Annotated in this window: 16 protein-coding genes; 7 read left to right on the forward strand and 9 right to left on the reverse strand. The window is 64.9% G+C overall.

Going from position 1 to position 22,610, the window contains the following annotated elements; translation table 11 throughout:
- Nucleotides 1–109: 109 nt before the first annotated feature.
- Nucleotides 110–895: an AraC family transcriptional regulator gene (locus tag ACIPHM_RS22455; protein WP_400333273.1), complete on the forward strand. Its 786-nt coding sequence runs from the start codon at nucleotides 110–112 to the stop codon at nucleotides 893–895.
- An 89-nt stretch (nucleotides 896–984) separates the two neighbouring features.
- On the opposite strand, the gene ACIPHM_RS22460 is transcribed toward ACIPHM_RS22455, so the two are convergent.
- The 5 genes from ACIPHM_RS22460 to ACIPHM_RS22480 are packed head-to-tail and all read right to left on the reverse strand — an operon-like array spanning nucleotide 985 to nucleotide 8,556.
- Nucleotides 985–1,767 carry an ATP-binding cassette domain-containing protein gene (locus tag ACIPHM_RS22460; protein WP_400333275.1) on the reverse strand — a complete coding sequence of 261 codons (783 nt, stop codon included), beginning with the start codon at nucleotides 1,765–1,767 and terminating at the stop codon, nucleotides 985–987.
- Entirely contained in the window at nucleotides 1,760–3,418 is a 1,659-nt protein-coding gene (locus tag ACIPHM_RS22465) for a cyclic peptide export ABC transporter (protein ID WP_400333277.1), read from the reverse strand. The genes ACIPHM_RS22460 and ACIPHM_RS22465 overlap by 8 nt, the downstream gene beginning before the upstream one ends.
- A 40-nt stretch (nucleotides 3,419–3,458) precedes the next feature.
- The gene (fhuB, locus tag ACIPHM_RS22470) at nucleotides 3,459–5,543 is read right to left on the reverse strand and encodes a Fe(3+)-hydroxamate ABC transporter permease FhuB (RefSeq protein ID WP_400333280.1); all 2,085 of its coding nucleotides are present in this window, start codon (nucleotides 5,541–5,543) and stop codon (nucleotides 3,459–3,461) included.
- Complete coding sequence (locus ACIPHM_RS22475) at nucleotides 5,540–6,460, reverse strand: iron-siderophore ABC transporter substrate-binding protein (RefSeq protein ID WP_400333282.1); 921 nt, start codon at nucleotides 6,458–6,460, stop codon at nucleotides 5,540–5,542. The genes fhuB and ACIPHM_RS22475 overlap by 4 nt, the downstream gene beginning before the upstream one ends.
- The gene (locus ACIPHM_RS22480; protein ID WP_400333285.1) at nucleotides 6,460–8,556 is read right to left on the reverse strand and encodes a TonB-dependent siderophore receptor; all 2,097 of its coding nucleotides are present in this window, start codon (nucleotides 8,554–8,556) and stop codon (nucleotides 6,460–6,462) included. Before ACIPHM_RS22480 ends, ACIPHM_RS22475 begins: the two co-directional genes overlap by 1 nt.
- Nucleotides 8,557–8,927: 371 nt before the next feature.
- On the opposite strand from ACIPHM_RS22480, the gene ACIPHM_RS22485 reads away from it, so the two are divergent.
- Entirely contained in the window at nucleotides 8,928–9,719 is a 792-nt protein-coding gene (locus tag ACIPHM_RS22485; RefSeq protein ID WP_400333287.1) for an AraC family transcriptional regulator, read from the forward strand.
- Between the two features lie 44 nt (nucleotides 9,720–9,763).
- On the opposite strand, the gene ACIPHM_RS22490 is transcribed toward ACIPHM_RS22485, so the two are convergent.
- From ACIPHM_RS22490 to ACIPHM_RS22505, 4 genes are read right to left on the reverse strand one after another with little or no spacing between them, the layout of a single operon-like run.
- Nucleotides 9,764–10,855 (reverse strand): GntG family PLP-dependent aldolase, encoded by a 1,092-nt coding sequence (locus ACIPHM_RS22490; RefSeq protein WP_400333290.1) that lies wholly within the window; start codon nucleotides 10,853–10,855, stop codon nucleotides 9,764–9,766.
- Nucleotides 10,852–12,156 (reverse strand): dicarboxylate/amino acid:cation symporter, encoded by a 1,305-nt coding sequence (locus tag ACIPHM_RS22495; protein WP_400333293.1) that lies wholly within the window; start codon nucleotides 12,154–12,156, stop codon nucleotides 10,852–10,854. The genes ACIPHM_RS22490 and ACIPHM_RS22495 overlap by 4 nt, the downstream gene beginning before the upstream one ends.
- A gap of 54 nt (nucleotides 12,157–12,210) precedes the next feature.
- Nucleotides 12,211–12,912 (reverse strand): GntR family transcriptional regulator, encoded by a 702-nt coding sequence (locus ACIPHM_RS22500; RefSeq protein ID WP_400333296.1) that lies wholly within the window; start codon nucleotides 12,910–12,912, stop codon nucleotides 12,211–12,213.
- Nucleotides 12,913–12,944: 32 nt separating this feature from the next.
- Entirely contained in the window at nucleotides 12,945–13,262 is a 318-nt protein-coding gene (locus ACIPHM_RS22505) for an alpha/beta fold hydrolase (protein ID WP_400333299.1), read from the reverse strand.
- 939 nt (nucleotides 13,263–14,201) lie between these two features.
- Here ACIPHM_RS22505 and ACIPHM_RS22510 point away from each other — a divergent pair.
- The 5 genes from ACIPHM_RS22510 to ACIPHM_RS22530 all read left to right on the forward strand — a co-directional run bounded on the left by ACIPHM_RS22510 (nucleotide 14,202) and on the right by ACIPHM_RS22530 (nucleotide 22,507).
- Nucleotides 14,202–15,374, forward strand: a complete 1,173-nt coding sequence (locus tag ACIPHM_RS22510) for an efflux RND transporter periplasmic adaptor subunit (RefSeq protein ID WP_400333302.1) — start codon at nucleotides 14,202–14,204, stop codon at nucleotides 15,372–15,374.
- Entirely contained in the window at nucleotides 15,367–18,483 is a 3,117-nt protein-coding gene (locus ACIPHM_RS22515; RefSeq protein WP_400333305.1) for an efflux RND transporter permease subunit, read from the forward strand. Before ACIPHM_RS22510 ends, ACIPHM_RS22515 begins: the two co-directional genes overlap by 8 nt.
- 86 nt (nucleotides 18,484–18,569) lie before the next feature.
- A complete protein-coding gene (locus ACIPHM_RS22520) occupies nucleotides 18,570–20,081 on the forward strand; it encodes an efflux transporter outer membrane subunit (RefSeq protein ID WP_400333308.1) in 1,512 nt (503 codons plus the stop codon).
- A gap of 33 nt (nucleotides 20,082–20,114) precedes the next feature.
- Nucleotides 20,115–20,936 (forward strand): LysE family translocator, encoded by an 822-nt coding sequence (locus ACIPHM_RS22525; RefSeq protein ID WP_400333311.1) that lies wholly within the window; start codon nucleotides 20,115–20,117, stop codon nucleotides 20,934–20,936.
- Nucleotides 20,937–21,151: 215 nt separating this feature from the next.
- The gene (locus tag ACIPHM_RS22530) at nucleotides 21,152–22,507 is read left to right on the forward strand and encodes an aspartate aminotransferase family protein (RefSeq protein WP_400333314.1); all 1,356 of its coding nucleotides are present in this window, start codon (nucleotides 21,152–21,154) and stop codon (nucleotides 22,505–22,507) included.
- Nucleotides 22,508–22,610: the final 103 nt, after the last annotated feature.

Genomic DNA, 22,610 nt, shown 5'->3' on the forward strand with positions numbered 1-22,610 from the left:
CATTGATAGCTATGGAGAATATCGGGTTCGGAAAAGGTAAGGACGACAATAAATGTCGATTTTTTGACAATCGGCATCCATTTGGCGACATCCAAGCGCAATCCCCGGCATGAGCGATTTCCTGCGCAAACGATTTCCCAATGCGGTGCGTCCATTGCCACGCGACGTCTACGTGCAGGTCACACCCTTTCGCCACGGCGAGCGGCTGATCTGGCACCGTCATCGCCATGGCCAACTGGTCTTCGCGGTGCGCGGCATCGTGCGAGTGCTGACGTCTACCGCCATCTGGACACTGCCGCCTTCGCGCGCCTTGTGGCTGCCCTCGGACGTGGAGCACGAACTGCATGCCGTGGGCGACGGGCAGATGGGTAACGTCTACATGGAGCCGCGCGTGTTTCCGTGGGACTGGACGACTCCGACCGTGATCCTTGTCACACCGCTGATGCGCGAGTTGGCCCTGACGGTGAGCCGCGATGGCGACAGCTATGGGCCGACGAGCCGAGCGGCGCTGTCGGTGCCGCCGCTCATGGGCGTGTTGCGCGACGCCGCGCCGGTGCCCGAGCGGGGCGTGCCGGTGCCACGCGACGCTCGGCTACAGGCGATCTGCGAGCACTTGATGAACGACCCCGCCAGCAAGCTGACGCTCGACTTCTGGGGCGAACAATTCGGGGTGAGTGGACGGACGCTGGCGCGTCACTTTCAGACGGACACGGGCATGACGTTCGTGACATGGCGTCAGCACCTGCGCGTGTCCGAGGCGATTTCGACGCTGGCCTTGGGCTCGTCGGTCGCCGCAACAGCAGACGCGTTCGGCTATGCGAGCCCGAGCGCCTTCATCGCAATGTTCAAGCAAGTCACGGGACGCACCCCGCAACGATATCTCGCGGACGCCTGAGTCTGTCTCAAACGCCGGCATTCGGTACACATCATTTGGCGAGGCGACGGCCGCGCATCGCGTCTGTTGTGCGTGCGCTGTGCGTGCCTCTACCGTGCATAGCTCACCGGCATACCGCCGTCGGGGTTCGGCAGCACACCCATTGGCACGCCGTAGATAGTCTGCAAGGTATCGGGCGACATCAGCTCCGCCGGCGTACCGCGCGCAATCGGCTTGCCGTGCTTGAGCGCGAGCAGCGTGTCGCAAAAACGCGCTGCCATATTCACGTCGTGCAGCACGATCACCACGCCCAGCCCGTGCGTATCGGCAAGCTCGCGCACCAGCTTGAGCACGTCGAGTTGATGCGCAACGTCCAGCGCCGACGTCGGCTCGTCGAGCAACAGACACTGCGCCTGCTGCGCAACGAGCATTGCCAGCCACACCCGCTGACGCTCCCCGCCGGACAGCGATTCGACGAGACGATCCGCAAAGCCCAGCACATCCGTTTGCGCCATCGCGTTTTGCACCGCCTCGTGATCGTGGACGTCGAAGCGGCCAAGCGCGCCGTGCCACGGATACCGGCCGAGCGCGACCAGCTCCACCACCGTCATGCCGGCGGCCGCGGGCGGCTGTTGCGGCAGATACGCCACGCGTCGCGCAAATTCGCGCGCGCCCCACGACGCCAGCGCCCGTCCCTCGAATTGAATATTGCCGCTCACGGGCGAGAGTTGCCGCGCGAGCAGCTTGATCAGGCTCGACTTGCCCGAGCCGTTGTGGCCGATCAATCCGTGCACCTGCCCCGCGGCGAATTGCAGCGTGAGCGGCGCGAGGAGCACGCGGCCCTCCACGGCGAAGGAAACGTCTTGCAGAGCGAACATCGGGGTATCAGTCATGAGCGTTCGGTGAAGCAGGTCCGGTAGGCGCCTCGACATCGGCCTGCGGCTCGCGCAGTTGTCCATAGTCGAGACGAATCAGACGGTCCGCCAGATCGAAATAGCGGTCGTCGTGCGTGATAACCAGCACGCTCTTGCCACGTGCTTTGAGCGCGGGCAGCATCTGGCGGTAGAAAACGTCCTTGAACAACGGGTCCTGATCCGCCGCCCATTCGTCGAAGACGTAGAACGGCCGGTCCTCCAGATACGCCACGAGCAACGCCAGACGCTTGCGCTGCCCTTGCGAGAGATCGAGGGTCGAGAAACGCCCCTCGTCGATTGTGACCTTGTGATCGAGTTGCAGCGCCTTGAGCAGCGCTTTCGCCTGCGCATCCAGCCCTTCCGGCGGCAATCCGAGCAGATGCTCGAACAGGAAGAAGTCGCTGAACACCACCGAAAAGCGCTGACGATAGCGGTCGCGCTCGGCGTCGCCCACCGGCACGCCGTCGACCACAATGCGGCCCTGCTCCGGCGCATACAGCCCGACGATCAGCTTGGCGAGCGTTGTCTTGCCGCTGCCGTTGCCGCCGACCAGATAGACGAGCTCACCCGGGCGGAACGTCAGACGGATCGGCCCCAGTGTGAAGACTTCGTTTTCCTGCTCGCGGAAGTAGCGGTGCGTCACGCCCTCCAGCACGATCTCGCGAAACACCGGGACATCGGTCTTGGCCGGTGCGGGAAGCAACTCGCGCGGCAGGTCGCTCTCGACCTGTGCAATGCGCTCGAGCGCCACGCGCGCACTGCCTAGCGACGGCATCGCCGAGAGCACCCCCTCGATCGGCATGATCATGTACAGAAACACCAGCGCGTAACCGGACACCACCGCCGGCGGCAAATCCACATGACGCAGCACCACGAACAGCGTGAGGCCGATGAACGCGAAGAGAATGAAACTCCCCCAGCTCGCGGCCGCCGCATAGAGCACATAGCCGCGCGTGCGCTGCACCCGCACCGCTTCGACATTGCTCGCGAGGCGGTCTTCGATGAAGGCGTCGCGACGCGCGCGATGCAACTTGAGTTCCTTCGCCCCGTCGAACAGCGCGCGAAAGTCCTTCACCAGCGCTTCTTCACGCTTGCGCGAGCCGCGCAGATGCAGCAACGCGCGCTGGTTCGCGAAACGAAATCCGGCCGCGCCGATGAAGATCGTCACCACGGCGAACAGCAGAATCTGCCACGACAGATAGCCGAGATAAATGAGACAGCCCGCGATCACTGCGCCCTGCATCGCCAGCACCGGCAGATTGACGAACAGCACGACGATGGTGTCGAGATCCTGCGTGAGCACCGCAATCGCACGCGCGATGCCATGTCGCTCCAGGCTCGCGTACGGGGCTGCACCGATGCGTCGCACGACCTGCATGCGCAGCGTGGCCTTCGCGCGTTGGCCGAGCGACATGAAGAGCGTTTGCGACAGCGCACGCGTGACCAGCACGAGCACGCCGAGCCCGAGAAATTGCAGGCCGAGCTCGCCCAGATGCTCACGCGGGGCACTCAGCGCACGGTTGATGAGCGCAACGAGACCGGCGCTGCCGAAACCGCTGATGAGACTGCCCGCGAATGCGATGGCCAATGGCCATCGGGACGCACGCACCAGTTGCCAGAACAAGGACATAGGAGGAAAACCTCTCTCTTTCTTATGGATGTTGGGGACGTCAGGCGACTTGACGACGCAAGTGCCACAGCAGATACGGCGCCGCGATCAGCATGGCGAGCACGCCCGCCGGCAACTGCTGCGGGAATAGCAGATTGCGTCCGAGCCAGTCGGCGGCGATCATCAGCAGCGCGCCCGACACGGCGGCCGCCACTGCCTGCGAGCGCCCTTTGCCGAAGCCGGCCATACGCGCCAGATGCGGCGCGAGCAAACCGACGAACGACAGCGGACCGACCACGAGCGTCGCCACGGCGCTCAGCGTGGCCGCGAGACACCACAGCCACAGGCGCGCGCGTCGCACGTTCACGCCCAGCGCCGTGGACGTCGCATCGCCCATCGGCAGCAGATCGAGCCAGCGCGACGCCAGACACGTCAGCAGCAGACCCGCGAGCGCAGCGGCGACCGCGCCCATCGCAATGCCGGGACCGACGATATACGTCAGACCGAGCATCAGCGAGCGCAGCAGGAAGGCGTTCGCCGTGCCGCTGGCGCTTGCAATGGCGACCAGCGATTGCGCCATGCCGGAGATGGCGACCCCCGCGAGCAGCATGCGCGTGGGCGAGAATCCGCCCTTTCGCGACAGCGTGAGCATGACCGCGAGGCTGAGCGCAGCGCCCGCGAACGCCGCGACGAAAAGGCTCGACGCCGCAGGGCCGACCACGGTAAACGTCACGATCAGCACGCCGAGCATGGCCCCGCCGCTCACGCCGAGCAATTCGGGACTCGCCATCGGGTTCCCGCTGATCCGTTGCAGCAACGTGCCCGCCAGCGCAAGGGCAACGCCGGCCGCCGCCGACGCCATCATGCGAGGCGTGCGCCACGGCCACAGCGACGCCCACGCATCGGGGCTCGCCCATTGCCAGCCATCGAGCGTGCGTCCGATGTGCTGCGTCACCCAGACGAGCACGAAGCCGAACGCCAGCGCCAGCACGAGCCAGCGCCACGGGTGACGCGCGCGCGCCGGCGGTGCGGCGTCGGCAGTCGCCACTTCTCCGCTACGCGTGCGACGCAGCAGCCACAGCAGCAACGGCCCGCCGAAGAGCGCCGCCGCCGCGCCAGTCGGCAACGACGCACCATCGAACAGCGGCAGCCATTGCACGATCTGGTCCGTCAGCACGAGCATGAGCGCGCCGACGAGAGGGGCCCACAGCAACTGGTCGCGCAGACGTCGCGCGCCCGCGAGCCGCACCAGTTGCGGTCCCGCCAGACCAACGAAGCCGATGATGCCGACAATGCTGATGATGCACGCCGAGAGCGCCACCGCGACCCCCAGTCCGGCGGTCCGGATCCAGGCGACACGCGCGCCGAGTTGCGTAATACTCCGGTCGTCCAGCGTGAAGAGCGTCAGCGGTCTGAGCAACAGCGCGGCCGCGACGACGGCTATCAGCACGCGCGGGAACAGCCAGCCGACGTCATGCCAGCCGTTCTGCACGAGCGAGCCTGCGCCCCAGGCAAACACGCCGACGAGCGCGCGCTCATGGGTCATCGACACCATGATCGACAGGCCGCTGCAATACAGATTGACGATCATGCCCGCGAGAATCACCGGCACCGGCGCGAAGCGGCTGCGCCATGTCAACGCCATCACCAGCGCAATGGCGAGCGCCGAGCCCCCCAGCGCCACGCCGGCACGCCACGCCATCGCCAGGGACGGTAGCCAGATCGTTGCCGCCGAGAGCGCGAGAGACGCGCCCGACGCCACGCCCAACGTCAGCGGTTCCGCCAACGGGTTGCGCAGCACCTGCTGGAACATCACCCCGGCGAGCGCGAGTCCCGCGCCAGCAAGCATCGACATCGCCAGACGCGGCAGCCACGCGTAGCTCACGAGCAGCCCCGACATCGCGGCAGCCGAGGCTGGCGCTTGCGGGTCCAGTGCCGGATGCACGGTGGCCTGCCACACGGCGCGCAGGAAAGTGCTGCCGTCCACCCCCGCCGGACGCAGGGACAATAGCGTCGAGACAACCAGCGCCAGCGCGGGCAGACCGACGATCAGCACCAGCCGCCACAGATGACGTGACTCGCCGGATACTGCGGCACTGCGCGGCGCGCCGGCGGTCATGGGTCGAAGCGGATTCTGCGGGCTCATGCTGCCGCCCCCGTGAGAGCGACGCTCAGGGCGTCGGCCAGCTTCAGTGCCGTGGGTGTGCCCCCCGTGGGCAGCATGACCGGCAGTGGATCGACGCGCGCGCCGCGCACGAAGGGCAGCGCCTGCCACAACGGGCTCTTGCCAAGCATGCCGAGCAGACCGGGCTGCGGCCCAATAATCATCGCGCGGGCCGTTGGGTCGGTGCCGAGTTGCGTGTAATCGACTTGCGCCATGCCCTCCGTATCGCTGGGACGACGCCATGCATTCGTGAGTCCCACGGCGTCCAGCGTCCCGCCGAACACACTCTCGCGACCGAATACGTTGGTCAGACGGGTATCGATAGGACTCATCAGATAGATCGGACGTTGTGCAGCCTCATGCCGTGCCAGCCGCTCTCGCACGACCGCCAGACGCGCATCCGTCTCGGCGAGCAACTGTGTGGTCTCGGCGGGCCGCCCGAGCGCGTCGCCAAGCGCGTGGGCCCGGCGCAGCGCGAGACGGTAGCCGTCTTCATGGGGATAGGCAGGCGGCGCGACGAACAGGGGAGCGATCCGCGAGAGCGACGCGACGAGCGCGCCATGCGTCGGCGTGATGACGATCAGGTCGGGACGCAGCGCCTGCACCACTTCGAAGTTGGGCTGAAACAGCAGCCCGACATCGACAACCGTGTCGGGCATGGCTGGTGTGCCGGACAGCAGCCGGTACCAGAACGGCCGCGCCACACCAACGGGCGTCACGCCAAGCGCCAGCACCTGCGCGGCCAGCCCCCAGTCGAGTACCACGACACGGGGCATGCGTGATGTCCGGCCCTGCGACGACGCGGCCAACACACCCGACGCGCGCATGAACGGCGCCAGCGCACCAACGCCCGCCGCCGCCAGAAGGCAGCGGCGGGCGGCAAACGAATTTCGCTGCATTACCATTGATATCGGGCTGTCCCCAAAACGGTGCGTGTCGCGCCCCAGTAACACAAGGATGCCGACGTGCAATACGAGATGTATTCGCGATCGAAGAGGTTACTGACGTTGACCGCGAAGCGCCATTGCTGCCAGTCGTAGTGAACGGCCGCGTCGACCAATGTGCGGCTCGGCACTTCGAACGTGTTGGCGGCGTCGCCTGCCGACGAACTCATGTAACGCACCCCGGCACCGAAGCCGAGATTGCGCAACACGCCGTCGTGCAACGTGTAGTCGGCCCACAAGGCAACGTTGTTGCGCGGCGCGATCTGCGGGCGCTTGCCTTGCGCCGTCGTGCTTTGCAGGTTGATCTGATTGAGGAACGTGTACGAGGCGATCAACTTCAGATCGCGCGTGACGTTGGCACGCGCTTCCGCTTCGAAGCCTCGCGAGCGGATCTCGCCGGTCTGCGTCGGGAACGTCGGATGGGCCGGGTCGGACACGCTCACGTTTTCCTGGCGCAGATCGAACGCCGAGAGGCGCAGCGAAGCGTCGTAGTTCTTCGGCTGATAGCGCACGCCGACTTCGTACTGCTTGCCCTGCGTCGGCTGCAATGCGCCACCGGAGAACGTCGTGCCGAGCACCGGCGCGAACGATTTCGCATAGCTCACGTAGGGCGCAACGCCGTTATCGAACGCATACGCCAGGCCGGTGCGCCATGTGAACGCGTGATTGTCGGCCGTGAGCGTCGAACCGTTCGTGGTCGAGCGCGTTGTCACCCAGTCCTCGCGCATACCCACCGTGAGCACCCAGCGGTTGTAACGCAGTTCGTCCTGCGCGTACAGCCCGGCCTGACTCAGCGAGTAATCCAGACGCGTGTTCTGATTCACGCCCGAGAGCGACGCGTAATTCGGATCGAACAGATTCAACTGCCCCACCACGCCACCGCCATAGTTATCGCCTTCGAGCACGCGTCGATAGTCGAAGCCGAACAGCATCGTATGTTCGACGGGGCCGGTCGAGAATTTCGCCTGGGCGTTGGTATCGATCTGCCACTGGCTGACATGCTCGCTATCGGCGTTACCCCACATGAACACCGAGCGCTGGTCCGCCGCGAATGGGCTGGTGACTGACGTCTGATAGTAATTCTGATCGATGTGGAGATAGCGCGCGTTCTGCGAGATGCGCCACGTATCGTTCAACTGCCTGGCGAACTGATAGCCGAACCAGTACTGCGTGCGCTGCATGCCGTCGCGGGTCGGATCGCCGAAGTATTGATCGGGGCCGAGGCGGCCGTTCGGATTCACGAACAGTGTGCCGCTTGCCGGCACCGGGTTGAACAGACCGCCGGCCGGGTCGCGCTGGTAGCCCGCGAGCAGTGTGAGCGACGTGTCGCGATCCGGCTTGAACGTGATCGACGGTGCGATGGCGAGGCGCTCGTCCTTGATGGCGCTGACCTGCGTCTTGGCGTCGCGCGCCAGACCGACGACGCGATACAGAATGGTGCCGTCAGGCGTCAATGATCCGCCCAGATCGAAACCGGCCTGATAGGTGTCGTGATTGCCGATCTGGAGCGTGATTTCACGCACCGGTTGCTCCGTCGGCAGCTTGCTGCTGTAGTTGACCAGACCGCCGGGGTTGCCCTGCCCGTAGAGCACCGACGACGGACCGAACATCACGTCGATGCGATCGAGCAGATACGGGTCGACGCGCGCCGTCGCGAAGCGCGGCGATTGGTAGATGCTCAGACCGTCGAGGTAGGCGTCGAGATCGAAGCCACGCGCGCGCAGTTGATCGAAGCGCACGTCGGTGCCGTCCTGCGTATTGACGCCGGTGGTGTAGCGCAACGCCTGATCGATCGTGATCGCGCCCTGATCGTCCATTTGCTGACGCGTGACCGTCGACGTGGCCTGGGGTTGCGTGAGCGTTGCCGCGTCGGTCTTGGTGGCGGTCGTCATGCGCTTGGCGACGTAACCCCGCCCCGGCCCGTTCGGGTTCTCGGCGAGCGACGAGTCGCTCACTTGCGTGGCCGGCAACGCCACCGCACCGGCGGCGGTGTTGACCGCGCTCGCCGCGGTGGCACTCGCGTCGTTTGCATCATTTGTGCTTGCGGCCATGGCGGCCTGATGTCCGAACACCGTCCCCGCGATGACCGCAGCCAGGACCGTCAATCGCCGCGAATGGGCCGGCTTCCCCGTGTGATGTCGTTTCACTTTCCGTGTGCTTCCCGCGCCAATGCCATTCTTATGGAATGAATTAAAATAAATGAGACGCATTACTATTATCACTTGTATCCGCCACCTGAACCCCGACGGCAGTTGGTAGAATAGCGGGGATGCTTTTGCTGTGAATCGCAAAAAATGTTGAGAAACGGACATTTTTTGTCCTTTTCTCTATGCTTTGACGTACCGAGTCCGCCTCGCCCGAGGTCGTCAGGACATACGGCCGTCATCTGACCGCATTGATCGGTCCCGGTTGGGAAGTCGTCATGAAGGAATTGCTGCTGCGCCGCTATCCGGAAACGCGCCGACATTTGCCGCGCGACGTCACGCTTGCGGGCATGGAATGTGATGATGGTGAGCGCCAGCCGTGGCATCAGCATCAGCATGGTCACGTGGTGATGGCACTGCGGGGCGTTGTGCGTGTGCTCACGCCTGCGCATACATGGACGCTACCCGCCTCGCGCGCACTGTGGTTGCCGCCCAATACTCCGCATGAATTGCACGCCGTCGGACGCATGCAGTTCTGCACGATCAGCGTTGAGCCAGGCGCGGTATCTTGGCTATGGCCGAATGCGCGCGTGCTGACGGTCGGCCCGCTGCTGCGCGAATTGGCCGTCGACATGCTGCCCGATGGCGTTCACTATGCGCCGGACAGCCGCACCGCCCTGTCCGTCCCTTTATTGCTGCGTCTGCTTCGCGAAGCCGCCGCGCCCGGCGAGCACGGGTTGCCGCTGCCAAGTTCGTCGAAGCTGCTGGCGATCTGCGAGCACATGATGATGGCGCCCGCCACCGATTACTCGCTGGAGCGCTGGGGAGAAGAGTTGGGGGCGAGCGGCAAGACACTCGCGCGTCGCTTCAAGGACGAGACAGGCATGACGTTCGGGCGCTGGTGCCAGCATATGCGTGCGTCCGAGGCGATCACGCGGCTGGCGTTGGGCTCATCGGTCGGCGACGTGGCGCTCGCACTCGGCTATCAGAGCCCGAGCGCGTTCATCGTCATGTTCAAGCGACTGTTCGGGCGCGCCCCGCAGCAATATCTGGCGGTGGCGGATCGCTGAGCGGCGAGCCTCGCACACGCCCCGCCCTCCCGCGATCCCGTCGATCAAGGCACGCCGAGCGGCGCCGCCTTCGCTGCGAACGTATCGCGAATCGACGCGATAGCCGCAATGGTCACGTCGATATCGTCGTCGCCAACATGACGATGCGTGACGAGCCGCAGCATCGACGTGCCACTCGCACGCGCCAGAATTCCGTACTCGGCCAGCGCCGCCTCCCAGACCTTGGGGTCGGCCTCGCGTTGCTCACCGACACACAGACGCACGATATTGCTCGTCGACGGCACCGCATCGACCAGTTGCGGATCGATCTGCGCGAGACCGGTCCACAGACGCTGGGCGCGCTGATTGTCGTCGGCCAGCCGCGTGACCATCGTCTCCAGCGCGACCTTGCCGGCCGCCGCCATGATGCCCGCCTGACGCAGGCCGCCGCCGGTCATGCGGCGGAACGTGCGCGCCTGCTCGATCATCGCGTGCGAGCCGACGAGCATCGCCCCCATCGGCGCCGAGAGTCCCTTCGATAGACAGAACGTCAGGCTCTCGCAATGCGCAGCGATCTGTGCGGCCTCCACCCCGAGTGCGGCAGCGGCGTTGAACACGCGCGCGCCGTCCATATGCACGGGCACGCCCGCGCGCGACGCCAGCGCGTGCACATCGGCCAGATACGACAGCGACGGCACGTAGCCGCCCGAATGGTTATGCGTGGACTCGACGGCGACCATCGCCGTGGGCTGTCCGTAACGCGAAAAACCCGGACGCAGCGCCCCGGCCAGTGAGTCGAGATCCATCTCGCCGCGTACCGACGCAATCAGCACCGGGTACAGATGCGCGAGCCGCGACATGCCACCCGCCTCCGACTTCGCCATGTGCGCCTGCGCGTCGAGCACGGCCTCGCCGCCGCGCGTCGCATGACACAGCGAAGCGATCAGATTGCCCATCGTGCCGGAGACGACGAACATCGCCGCCTCCTTGCCGGTCATGACCGCCGCGAGATGCTCCAGCGCACGCACGGTCGGATCGCCTTCGAGCGTGTCGTCACCGAGCGATGCCGTCTGCATCGCTTCCCACATCGGGGCCGTGGGACGGGTGACGGTATCGCTTCGCAGATCGACGAAGCGTTCGGTATTACCAGTGGTCATGCGAACTCCCGGCCGTGGGCATGGCTGCCGGCGCCCACGGGTTCCGACTCGGCGGCGAGCGCCGCTTGCACGGCCTCGGGCGATTCGTACGGAATACCGGCGAGCTTCATGACGAGCTTGATGGCCACGGTGTTGCTGAAAACGTTGATGGCAGTGCGGCCCATGTCGAGGAAAGCGTCGACACCGGCGATGATGGCAAGCGCCTCGATGGGCACGCCGATCGTCGTGAGCACCATCGCAATGGCCACGAGACCGCCCGACGGCACGTTCGCGCTGCCTTTGCTGGCGAGCGTGGTAACGAGCACGATCGAGAGCAGCGTCGGCATGTCGAGCGGCACGTGATAGGCGTCGGCGAGGAAGCCGACGGCCAGCGCGAAGTACATGATCGAGCCATCGCGATTGAACGCGTAACCCAGCGGCAGCACGACCGAGGCGATGGCCTTGGGCACGCCCATGGCAATGAGCTTCTCCATGTGCAGCGGCAGCGTGGCTTCCGACGAGCGCGTGGCGAAGGCAAGAATCACCGGCTCACCGATGGCGCGCGTGGTCGCCATCGGCTTTTCGCCAATGGCCTTGAGCAGAATCCAGAACAACACCAGCAACACGCCGAGGCCGAGATACATCGTGCCGACGAGCTTGACGAGCGCGAGGATCGTACCGACGCCCTGCGTGGCGAACAGCCACGAAATGATCGCGAAGATGGCGACAGGCGAGAGCGAAATGATCCAGTCTGTCAGCTTGAACACCGCGCCCATGAGCGCATCGAGCACGCCGACGAGCGGCTTGGCGCGCTCGCCGATGGCCGATAACGCCATGCCGAGCAGCACCGCGAACACGAGCACCGGCAACAAATTGCTGCCGCTCATTGCCGCGACGATGTTCGACGGAATCATCTCCAGGAAGAACTTGGTCCAGTCAACGGACGTGGCAATCGGCTTGGCCGCCGCGTGCGCCGCCGCAAGATTCGCCCCGAGCCCCGGGTGAAAGATCGCATTCAGGCCGAGTCCGATCACGATCGAGACGAGCGTCGCGACGAAGAAGTAAATCATGCTGATGGCGGAGACGCGTCCGAGGGAGCGCGCGTTATGTCCCATCTGGTAGATGCCGAGCGTGATCGCCGTGAACACGAGCGGCACGACGATCATCTTCACCGCCTGCACGAAGGCCGTGCCCACGGGCATGAGCTTCGTGGCGATCGCCGGAGCGAACATTCCGCAGCCGATGCCCAGCGCCAGACCGATCAGCATCTGGACAGGCAACGGAATGAGGCGCTTTTTCTTGCTGGCAGGACTTGACGACATGACGACTATCTCCGGAAATTGCGTAGCGACGCGATCCACCCTCAAGGCGGGCGATCAGCGCTTGCTGCCTGACTTCATGGACGGAACAGCAGATGGAACGAGCGCGTGCAAGCGGGCTTGCATGGCGTGCGTGAGGTGATCCCAGACATGACGCTGGGCCGCCTCGGGACGCCCCGCGGCGATGGCGTCGAAGATCGCGAGGTGTTCGCGAACTGCGGCGCGCGTGCGCTCGGCGTCGTAATGCGGAATGCGTTGCAGCGCCAGACCGTTCTGGGTGCGCAATGCGTGATAGGTCTCGGTCAGTCGCACGTTATCGGCAGCGGCAAACATCGCTTCGTGAAATTGCCAGCCCACGCGCTGCGTGATGTCGACGTCGAGCGACATCCCCTGCTCGCCCTGCGCCTCGAGCGCTCGCAGGCGCACGGCGACCGCTTCGAGCCCCGGCGTCACGCCTTTTTGCGCGGCGAGCCAGGCGGCCATGCCTTCCAGGGCGAGGCGGACTTCGTGGATTTCGCTCAGATCCCGCACGGACAACTGCCGCACGAAGGTGCCGCGCATCGGCACGATCTCCAGCAAGCCGTCGTTCGCGAGGGCGCGAATCGCCTCACGCACGGGCGTGCGACTGATGCCGAAGCGCTCGGATAGCGCGCGTTCCGAGAGCGCTTCGCCTGCGCGAATCTCGCCGGAAACGATCAGGGCACGAATGGCGTTGTAGGCCGAATCGCTCAGGGCCGGGGTGCGTTGGGTCTGGTTCATAACTGGTATACCAGCAAAAAACAATTTGCCAGTCAACGCGGAAATCTGTCAGCCGGGGGAATTTTCGGGTAAACGATGACGTTCGCGCTGACGCCCGCCGCCGGGCAAGCCGGGGGCGTGCTGCGGCCGTGGCCGCGCGTGTCGACGGCGATCACCCGATGATGCGCTTTGAGGGCGTCGACCTGCCTGGCGAGATAGTCGGCCTTGGCCAGACCGCCATGCAGCAGCAACACCGGGCTGCCCTTGCCGACCTCGGCGTTGTATAGACGAATACCGTTCACGTTGGCAAAGCCCGAACGATCGAACTTGGCCGGCGCCGGCTGCCCGGGCACGCTATCCCGATTCCACATGCCCGAAGCGCTGTCAGCGGATGCCTGACATTCAACGCGTCGTTGCGATGCCAGTTGAGCGTTGAGGATTCGGCGACCTGCAGGGGCGGTTCGCAAATCGAGGGCAGCACGCCGTCAAATGTTGTACGCACGCATCGGCGCAGACCGGACCGCACTGACGATCGATTCATCTTCGATTCACCGAAAAACAGCGCCAGGTCTTATCGCGCAATGAATTCTTCAATAACGAATTGCCATCATTTTTTATTCAATAAAACCCAAAAAATACGGTAAAAAATGATTTCCCAATTGTCTTGACGCCCCCAATTGACGCGCGTACGATCCGCCTCGAATCAATCAACCGGGGATATCCCAAATTGGACAGTTGCAGTTGCCCCTTACCGTTACCGCTTGAACGGTAGATCCCGGCCCGACGTCCGCCTCAATTGGCCACCGTCTCGCCGGAAGCGCGAGAGGTGCGCCGTGTCAGCACCCAGCCCATGTTGCGCTAGCGCCGCTAGCCGCCTCGACATGGCCTGATGACACTCCAGCCTTTCCCAAGATCGCCTAGCACCCGAAGCCTCGCCTCGCGCGAAGGCCGCGTGTGCCGTTGCGTTTGCACGTTGCCAATGCCCATCAGTCCGTGCCGGACGTGTGGCTGCGCGACCGTGCGTTTGCGAACCCGTACCTGCGCAACGCGTGTCGTTGCCAAAGGAGAAATCGATGCCCGACCCTGACAGTTGTTTATGTCGGTCGACTGTCGCTGACAGATCAGTCATTCAACAACGCAATACCTCGACCATTGCATCGGCCATTCCCTTGAATTACCGATGGGCATTGCTTCGCGTGACAAGTCACGTTTTACGTTGCCGGATTAACTTCCGGCCGACGTAACCCGGCTCGTCTTTCACGTGAGCGCATTGCATTTAATTCCCTCACGTGCAAAGAGAGATTCGGGAAATGAAAAAGAACCATCCAACGGACGCGAACAAGCGAAACCAGCGTCTCGCCCTGGCCTCGCTCGCGGTCGTCGCCACCATCATCCTCAGCGTGCAAGCCGTGCGCTGGATGTCCACCACCGGCCACGCCGCCGTCAAATCGGACAGCACCGAGCGCGCCATCCTGCTGCGCGACGGCGACAAGTACATCGTGCCGCCCGACTCCGAGTTGCGCAAACGCCTTACCGTCGCCATCGTCGGACTCACCGACGAGCCGCGCGTGGTGCAACTGCCCGCGGCCGTCGAAGCCGATCCGGCACGCACCACCAATGTCTCCACGCCGGTAACGGGCCGCGTGGTCGAGCTCAAGGTGCATCTGGGCGATCACGTCGTCAAAGGGCAACCGCTGCTGACCATCGACTCGGGCGATCTGGCCCAGGCCTGGGCAGACAACGACAAGGCTCGCGACGCCTTCAGCCACGCCGGTATCACCCTCAAGCGCGTGCAGGGTCTGCACGATGCCGGCGCGGGCGCTGCCAAGGATCTCGAGCAGGCACAAAGCGATTACACGCAGGCCCAGGCCGAACTCACGCGCTCGGAAACGCGTCTGCGAGGCCTTGGCGCCGATCCGCACACGCGCGGCCGTCAGTTGACGCTCACCGCCCCGAGCTCCGGCACCATTACTGCGCTGTCGACCTCGCAAGGCGCTTACGCCAACGACGTCACCGCCACGCTGATGACCGTCTCGAATCTCGATTCCGTCTGGGTGACGGCCAACGTGCCGGAGAACAATGTCGCGCTGATCAAGAAAGACCAGTCGGTCGACGTCGTGTTTCAGGCCTATCCGGGCCAGACCTGGCACGGCAAGGTGAGCTTCGTGAGCGAAGTGCTCGATCCCGACACGCGTCGCGAGAAGGTGCGCATCGCCTTCCCGAACAGCGACTCGCGTCTGAAGCCGAACATGTTCGCGACGGCCACCTTCGCCGTGCCGCAGCAGCGCTCGGTTTTCGTGCCGAATTCCGCGCTCATCATGAATAACGACAGTACGGTCGTGTGGGTGGAAGTCGCACCGTGGACGTTCGTCAAGCGCGTCGTGCAGCCGGGTTTCGGCGAGCCGGACGGTGCCCGCGTGGGCGCCGGCCTCGCCGCAGGCGATCGCATCGTCGTCAAGGGTGGAGTACTGCTCAATGATTAATCGACTGATCGCCTTCTGCCTGCACAAGCGCGTCGTGATCTGGGTGGTGGCGCTGCTCGTGGCCGCCTTCGGCTGGTATAGCTGGACGCAAATGGCCGTCGAGGCATACCCCGACATCGGCGACGTGACCGCGCAGGTCACCACGCAAGCCCCCGGCCTCGCTGCCGAGGAAATCGAACAGCAAATCACGGTGCCGCTCGAGCGTGCGCTGGGTGGCACGCCGGGCGTCGTCTCGATGCGCTCGTCGTCGACGTTCGGCCTGTCGCTCATCACGCTCACGTTTCGCGACGGCATCGACGACTATTGGGCACGCCAGCGTATCAACGACCGCATCGCCGGCGTGACGCTGCCCTCGGGCATCACGCCCGGCCTCGATCCGGTGACGGGTCCGGCCGGTGAAATCTATCGCTATACGCTCGAATCCGATACCAAGAATCTGATGGAGCTCTCGGAGCTCCAGCGCTGGGTCGTCATCCCTGCCCTGCAACAAGTGCCGGGCGTGGTGAACGTCGACAACTTCGGCGGCTTCACCATGCAGTACCAGCTCGAACTCGATCCGGTGCAGTTGCAGCGATACGGCATCGGCCTGTCCGACGTCACGACGGCCATCAACAACAACAGCGCCAACGCCGGTGGCAGCCGGATCTCGCGCGGCGAGCAAGGCTATGTCATTCGCGGCATCGGCATGGTCCACTCGCTCGCCGACCTCGGCAACATCGTCGTCACCCAGCGCAACGGCGTGCCGGTGCTCGTGAAAGACCTCGGGCGTCTGACGTACAGCCATCAGGAACGCGAAGGCATTCTCGGCAAGGACCGCAATCCGGACACGATCGAGGGCATCGTCGACATGCTCAAGTATCAGAACCCGTCCGAAACCCTCAAGGGTGTGCACGCGAAGGTGGAGGAACTGCGCAAGCAGCTCGCGCCGCAAGGCGTGCGTATCGTGCCGTACATTGACCGCGACGATCTGGTACAGAACACGATTCACAAGGTGGCGCATACCGTTGCAGAAGGCGTCGGGCTTGTGTGCATCGTGCTGATCCTGTTCCTCGGCAGCCCGCGCAGCGCGCTCATCGCCGCTGTGACGATACCGCTCGCGCTGGTGGCCGTGTTCATCATGATGCACTTCACGAACATGCCGGCGAACCTGTTCTCGCTGGGGGCCATCGACTTCGGGATCATCGTCGACGGAGCCATTGTGGTGACGGAGGCGATTTTGCGACGGCGCGAAGCAGCGCCCGAAGCCGTGCTCGGCGAGCGCGACGTGCTGAGCGCGACCACGCAGGTGGCGCGTCCGATCCTGTTCGCCACGCTCATCATCATTACCGCCTACCTGCCGCTGTTCGCCTTCGAGCGCGCCGAAGCCAAGCTGTTCTCCCCGATGGCGTACACCGTCGCCTACGCGCTCGCCGGTGCGCTGATCTGCACGTTCATGCTGATCCCGGGCCTCGCGTACGTTGCCCTGCGCAAGCCGCGCAAGGTCTTCCACAATGCGCCGCTTCTGCGGGCGCAGGCCGGTTTCCAGCGCCTGCTCGACAAGCTGCTCTCGGCGCCGCGCGCGGCCATTGCCGTCGGTGTGCTCGCGCTCGCTGGCGTCGTCGCACTCGGCACCACGACGGCCCGCGAATTCCTGCCGGATCTCGACGAAGGTTCGCTGTGGCTGCAAGTCCAGTTGCCGTCCGGGCTGTCGCTCGACAAGGCCAGCGATATGGCCGGCGAGTTGCGCAACGTTCTGCTGAGCTTCCCCGAAGTCTCGTATGCCGTCACCCAACTCGGCCGCAGCGACGATCAGTCCGACCCGTGGACGCCCTCGCACATCGAAGCGCCCGTGGGTCTGAAGCCCTACGACACCTGGCCGCATGGCGAGACCAAGGCCGAGTTCGTGCAGCGTCTGAATGCGCGGCTCAAGCAGATACCGGGCATGACCGTCGGCATCAGCCAGCCGATCATCGACGGGATCAACGATGCCGTGGGCGGCGCGCACAGCCCGCTCGTCATCCGGATCGTGGGCGACGACTTCCACGAAATGCGCCGCATCGGCAACGAAGTGGTCGGCGCACTCAAGCAGGTCAAAGGCACGGCCGACGCCTCGATCTTCGAAGAGCCGCCGATTCCGCAGATCGTCGTCAACATCGACCGCGCCGCGGCCGCGCGTTATGGCATCAACGTGGCCGACATCACGAACCTCATCCAGACGGGCATCGGCGGCGCGTCGGTGAGCCAGGTCTACGTCGGCGACCGGCAGTACAACGTGACGGTGCGCTTCCCGAGCGCCACGCGCAACAGCCCGGACGCGCTGGGCAACCTGTTCGTGAATGCACCGGGCGGTGCGCAGATTCCGCTCTCGGCACTGGCGAGCATTCGCTACCAGAGCGGCGAGGCGACCATCACGCACGAAATGAGCAAGCGTGAGCTGATCGTGCGCATCGACTATGCCGACCGCGGGTTGTCGGACTACCTCTCCGACGCACAGAAGCGCATTGACGCGAGTGTGAAGTACGACCACAGCAAGTACCAACTGGTGTGGGGCGGGCAGTTCGAAAACCAGCAGCGGGCGCAGGCGCGTCTCACGCTGATCATGGGGCTGGTGCTCGCGCTGATGCTCGTGTTCCTCTTCGCCGAATTCGGCAAGCTGCGTCAGGCCGCGCTGATTCTCGGCGTGGTGCCGCTCGCCACGCTCGGTGGCCTCATCGCCCTGCGTCTGACGGGCGAGACGCTGAATGTGGCGAGTGCCGTGGGCTTCATTGCCCTGTTCGGTGTGGCGGTGCAGAACGGCATCATCATGATCGCCAACATCAACCGGGTACGCGCCGAAGGGCTCGGCTTGCGCGAGGCGGTGATTACCGGTGCGGTGGAGCGCTTCCGCCCCGTGCTGATGACCGCGACGGTCGCCACCGTGGGCATGCTGCCCGCCGCCATGGCGATCGGTGTGGGCACCGACGTGCAGCGCGCCTTGGCCACCGTCGTCGTCGGCGGGCTGATTGTCGCCACGTTGCTCACGCTGTTCATTCTGCCGACCTATTACTACGTGCTCGAACGCTACGTCGAGCGGCGCGCGGCACAGCGCGCTGCCCGCGACGACGCGTCGGGCGACACGGTGGAGGTGTGAGCATGCATCGCATCATTCGTCTGTCCTCCTCCTTTGCCCTACGGCGGCGCGCGGCTCAGGCCATAAGCGTCGCGGAGACTGTTGTCATGACTCATCGATTCTTCCCGGCACGTCGCGCCGTGGCGGTGGCGGCCGTGCTGTCGCTGGCCGGGTGCGCCGTCGGTCCGGATTTCAAGACCCCCGACGCCCCCGCCGGAGCCGGGTACACCGTCGATGCCCTACCGGGCACGACTACCGCCACGCCGACCACCGGCGGCACCGCGCAACGCTTCGTCTCCGGCATGGACATTCCGGCGCAGTGGTGGACCCTGTTCCACTCGCCCGAACTCGACGCGCTGGTGAAAGAAGCCATCGCCCGCAATCCGGATATGGATGTGGCACGCGCCGCGCTCACGGCCGCGCATGAGGCGGTGCGGGTGCAGCAAGGCGATGACTTCCCCCAGGTCAACGCGTCTTACTCGCCCACGCGCCAGCAGATTGCGGCGCCGCTCGCCAGCCCGGCCGCCAGCGGCAACGACCTGTACAACCTGCACACCGCCCAAGTGTCCGTGTCGTACACGTTGGACCTGTTCGGCGCGAATCGCCGTCAGGTGGAATCGCTCGTCGCGCAGGCGGATGCGCAACGTTTCGCGCTGGAGGCGACCTATCTGACGCTCACGAGCAATGTCGTCGCCGCCGCCATTCAGGAAGCCTCGTTGCGCGGTCAATTGGCAGCGACGCAGGAAATCGTGACGCTGCAAACGCGCTCGCTCGATCTGCTGCATCGCCAGTACGACCTCGGACAAGCGGCACAGGCCGATGTCGCGGCACAGGAAGCGGCGCTCGCACAGGCGCAAGCGGCCGTCCCGCCGCTGGAGAAGCAATTGGCGCAGCAGCGCGATGCGCTTGCGCGTCTGCTCGGACGCATGCCGAACGAGCGCATCGATGCCAGCTTCGACCTGAGCCATCTGCAATTGCCCGAAGCGCTGCCCGTCGCCCTGCCGTCGCAACTGGTCGAGCAGCGACCGGATGTGCGTGCCGCACAGGCGCAATGGCACGCGGCGGGGGCCGCGGTCGGCGTGGCGGTGGCGGCACGGCTGCCCAGCATCACGTTGAGTGCGAGCTATGGGGCAAGCGCCGAGATTGCCCGCGAGTTGTTCAGTCCCGGCACGGCGTTCTGGAACCTGGCGGGAAACCTCACGCAGCCGATATTCGCGGGCGGCGCGCTGCTGCATAAACAGCGCGGTGCCGAGGCGGCGTACGAGCAGGCCGGTGCGCAGTATCGCGGCACGGTGCTAAGCGCCTTTCAGAACGTGGCCGATACGCTGCACGCCTTGCGCACCGACGCCGATGCCTTGAGCGTGTCGCTGCGCGCCGAGCAAGCGGCTCGGAAAAGTCTCACGATTGCCCAGAAGCAGCTCGAGCTCGGCGACATCAGCTATCTGACAATGCTCAACGCACAGCAGACCTATCAGCAGGCGCGTGTGGCGCTGGTGCAGGCGCAAGCAAACCGCTACGCCGACACCGTTGCGCTGTTTCAGGCCGTTGGTGGCGGCTGGTGGCATCGCGACGACGTGACGGACAGCACCGCAGCAGCCGGTTCCGCCAAAGCGGGCTGAGGGCTTGGGAAAAAGCTGGCATCGCCCTGCGCGATGCCAGCTCCCGCTGCGGCGTGGTGTTACGATGCGCACGAGGTGTCGCCACCCTATCGGCATCATGTGGACATCGAAACAACGGCTGACGTGAACCACGCGGCAGAAGCGGATGAAGCGAACGCCGCGGGCCATGGCCTCTGTGACGACGTTGCCGATCTCTCGCAGGAAACCACCGAAATGATCAACCTCCAGGTTCTGCCCTTCTTTCTGGCCACTGTCGCCGTCCTCGTCGCGATTCCCGGCCCGACCACGATCTACATCTCGACGACCAGCGCCAGCCAGGGCTTTCGCTTCGGCCTTGCCTCCTGCTTCGGCGTGATGCTCGCCACGCTGGTCCACGTCAGCTTCGCCGCTGTCGGCCTCACGGCGCTGCTGCTCGCCTCACCGCTGCTCTTCAACGCGATCAAATTTCTCGGCGCGGGCTATCTCGTCTACCTGGGGATCAAGGCGATTCGCAGCAAACCGGCCACGCCGCAAGCCACGCCGCAGCCGCAAGCGCGCGCCTTGAGCGCGACGCTCAAGAAAGGGTTCCTCGTCAATCTGCTCAATCCGAAGACGGGATTGTTCGTCGCGGCGTTTTTGCCGCAGTTCGTCACGCCCTCGCTGGGCCACGTGCCGTTGCAGATTGTCACGCTCGGCCTCCTGCTGGTGCTGGTGGGTGGCGTGAGCGACACGACCTACGCCGCGCTTGCCCGCACCATCGGCCGCGCGCTTGCCAACCGCAGCAACAAGCCGGGAATCGGCAAGTACGTCGCCGGCCTGCTGTACATGGGGCTCGGGATTGCGGCGCTGGCGACGTCGAACGGCACATCGAAATAGCCGCCTTTCGCGTCGCGCGCGCCTCATCTCTGCATCCTCCCAACCCGCTTCGGCGGGTTTTTTCTTATTTGCTGTCTCGTTCACCCCGTGCCACGTCTCGGATTTGCGCGGCGTCAGGGTTTCCACGCATCAAAACATAAACATATGTGCTATACGATTCAAAAAATTGAACATTTGTTCAATTGGTACTTCTTGCACACTGCCCCCAGCCCACCATGAGTCAAACCTCTTCCAGTCGCGTCTTCCATCGTCACCTGCGCAATCAGCCCCCAATCGCGGTCGGCGGCCAAGGCGTTTATCTCAGGGACGCCGAGGGACGCGAGTACATTGACGCCTCCGGTGGCGCCGCCGTGTCGTGTCTCGGTCACGGTCATCCGGATGTCATCGCCGCCATGCACGCGCAGATCGACAAGCTGGCGTACGCCCATACCGGATTTTTCAGCTCCGAAGTCGCCGAGGCGCTGGCCGAACAACTGATTCGAAGCACGCCCGCCGACTCGGGTCTGAGCCACGTGTATTACGTGAGCGGCGGCTCGGAAGCGATCGAAGCGGCGCTCAAGATGGCGCGTCAGTACTTCGTTGAGATCGGCCAGCCGCAGCGCCGCCGCTTCATCGCGCGCCGCCAGAGCTATCACGGCAACACGCTCGGCGCGCTGGCCATCGGTGGCAATCGCTGGCGGCGCGAGCAGTTCGAGCCGCTGCTGATCGACGTCACACACGTTTCGCCCTGCTACGCCTATCGCGATCAACGCGAGCAGGAGAGCGAGGTGGAATACGGCCAACGGCTGGCCAAGGAACTCGAAGCGACGATTCTCGAACATGGCGCCGATTCGATCATCGCCTTTGTCGCCGAGACGATTGGCGGGGCGACGGCGGGCGTCATCACGCCGGTCGCCGGGTACTTCAAGGCCGTGCGCGACATCTGCGAGCGCTACGGCATTCTGCTGATTCTCGACGAAGTGATGTGCGGTATGGGCCGCAGCGGCACGTTGCACGCCTGGGAACAGGAAGGCGTGGCGCCGGACATCCAGACCATCGCCAAGGGGCTGGGCGGCGGTTATCAGCCGATCGGCGCGGTGCTGGCGAGCCAGCGCATCGTCGACACGATGAGCGCCGGCAGCGGCTTCTTCCACCACGGCCACACGTATCTCGCTCACCCGACGGCCTGCGCCGCGGCACTCGCCGTGCAGCAAGTCATCGAGCGCGACGGCTTGCTCGCACAAGTGCGCGAGCGCGGCGAGTACCTCATGGCGCAACTGAACGAGCGCTTTGCGCATAACCCGCATGTGGGCGACGTGCGCGGCCGCGGTCTTTTCGTCGGCATCGAACTGGTGGCCGACCGCGCCACGAAAGCCCCGTTCGATCCGCGCTTCGCCGTGCATGCCGGCGTGAAGCGCGAAGCCATGGCGCGTGGCCTCGCCTGTTATCCGGCGATGGGCACCATCGACGGCAAGTATGGCGACCACATCATGCTCGCGCCGCCGTTCGTCATCAGCGAAGCCGAGATCGACAAAGTGGTCGATCGGCTCGACGGCGCGATTCAGGCCGCCGTCGAGCCGGCCACTCGCTGACATCCCCCGCACGATGCGATACACCGTTCGAGACACCGGTGTATCGCACTTGTCGTTGTCCGCAACGTCGCCCCATAAACCTTACACAACAGGGAATCCGACC

Source organism: Pandoraea sp. NPDC087047 (genome assembly GCF_044745225.1).
In the GTDB taxonomy this organism is placed as follows: domain Bacteria; phylum Pseudomonadota; class Gammaproteobacteria; order Burkholderiales; family Burkholderiaceae; genus Pandoraea.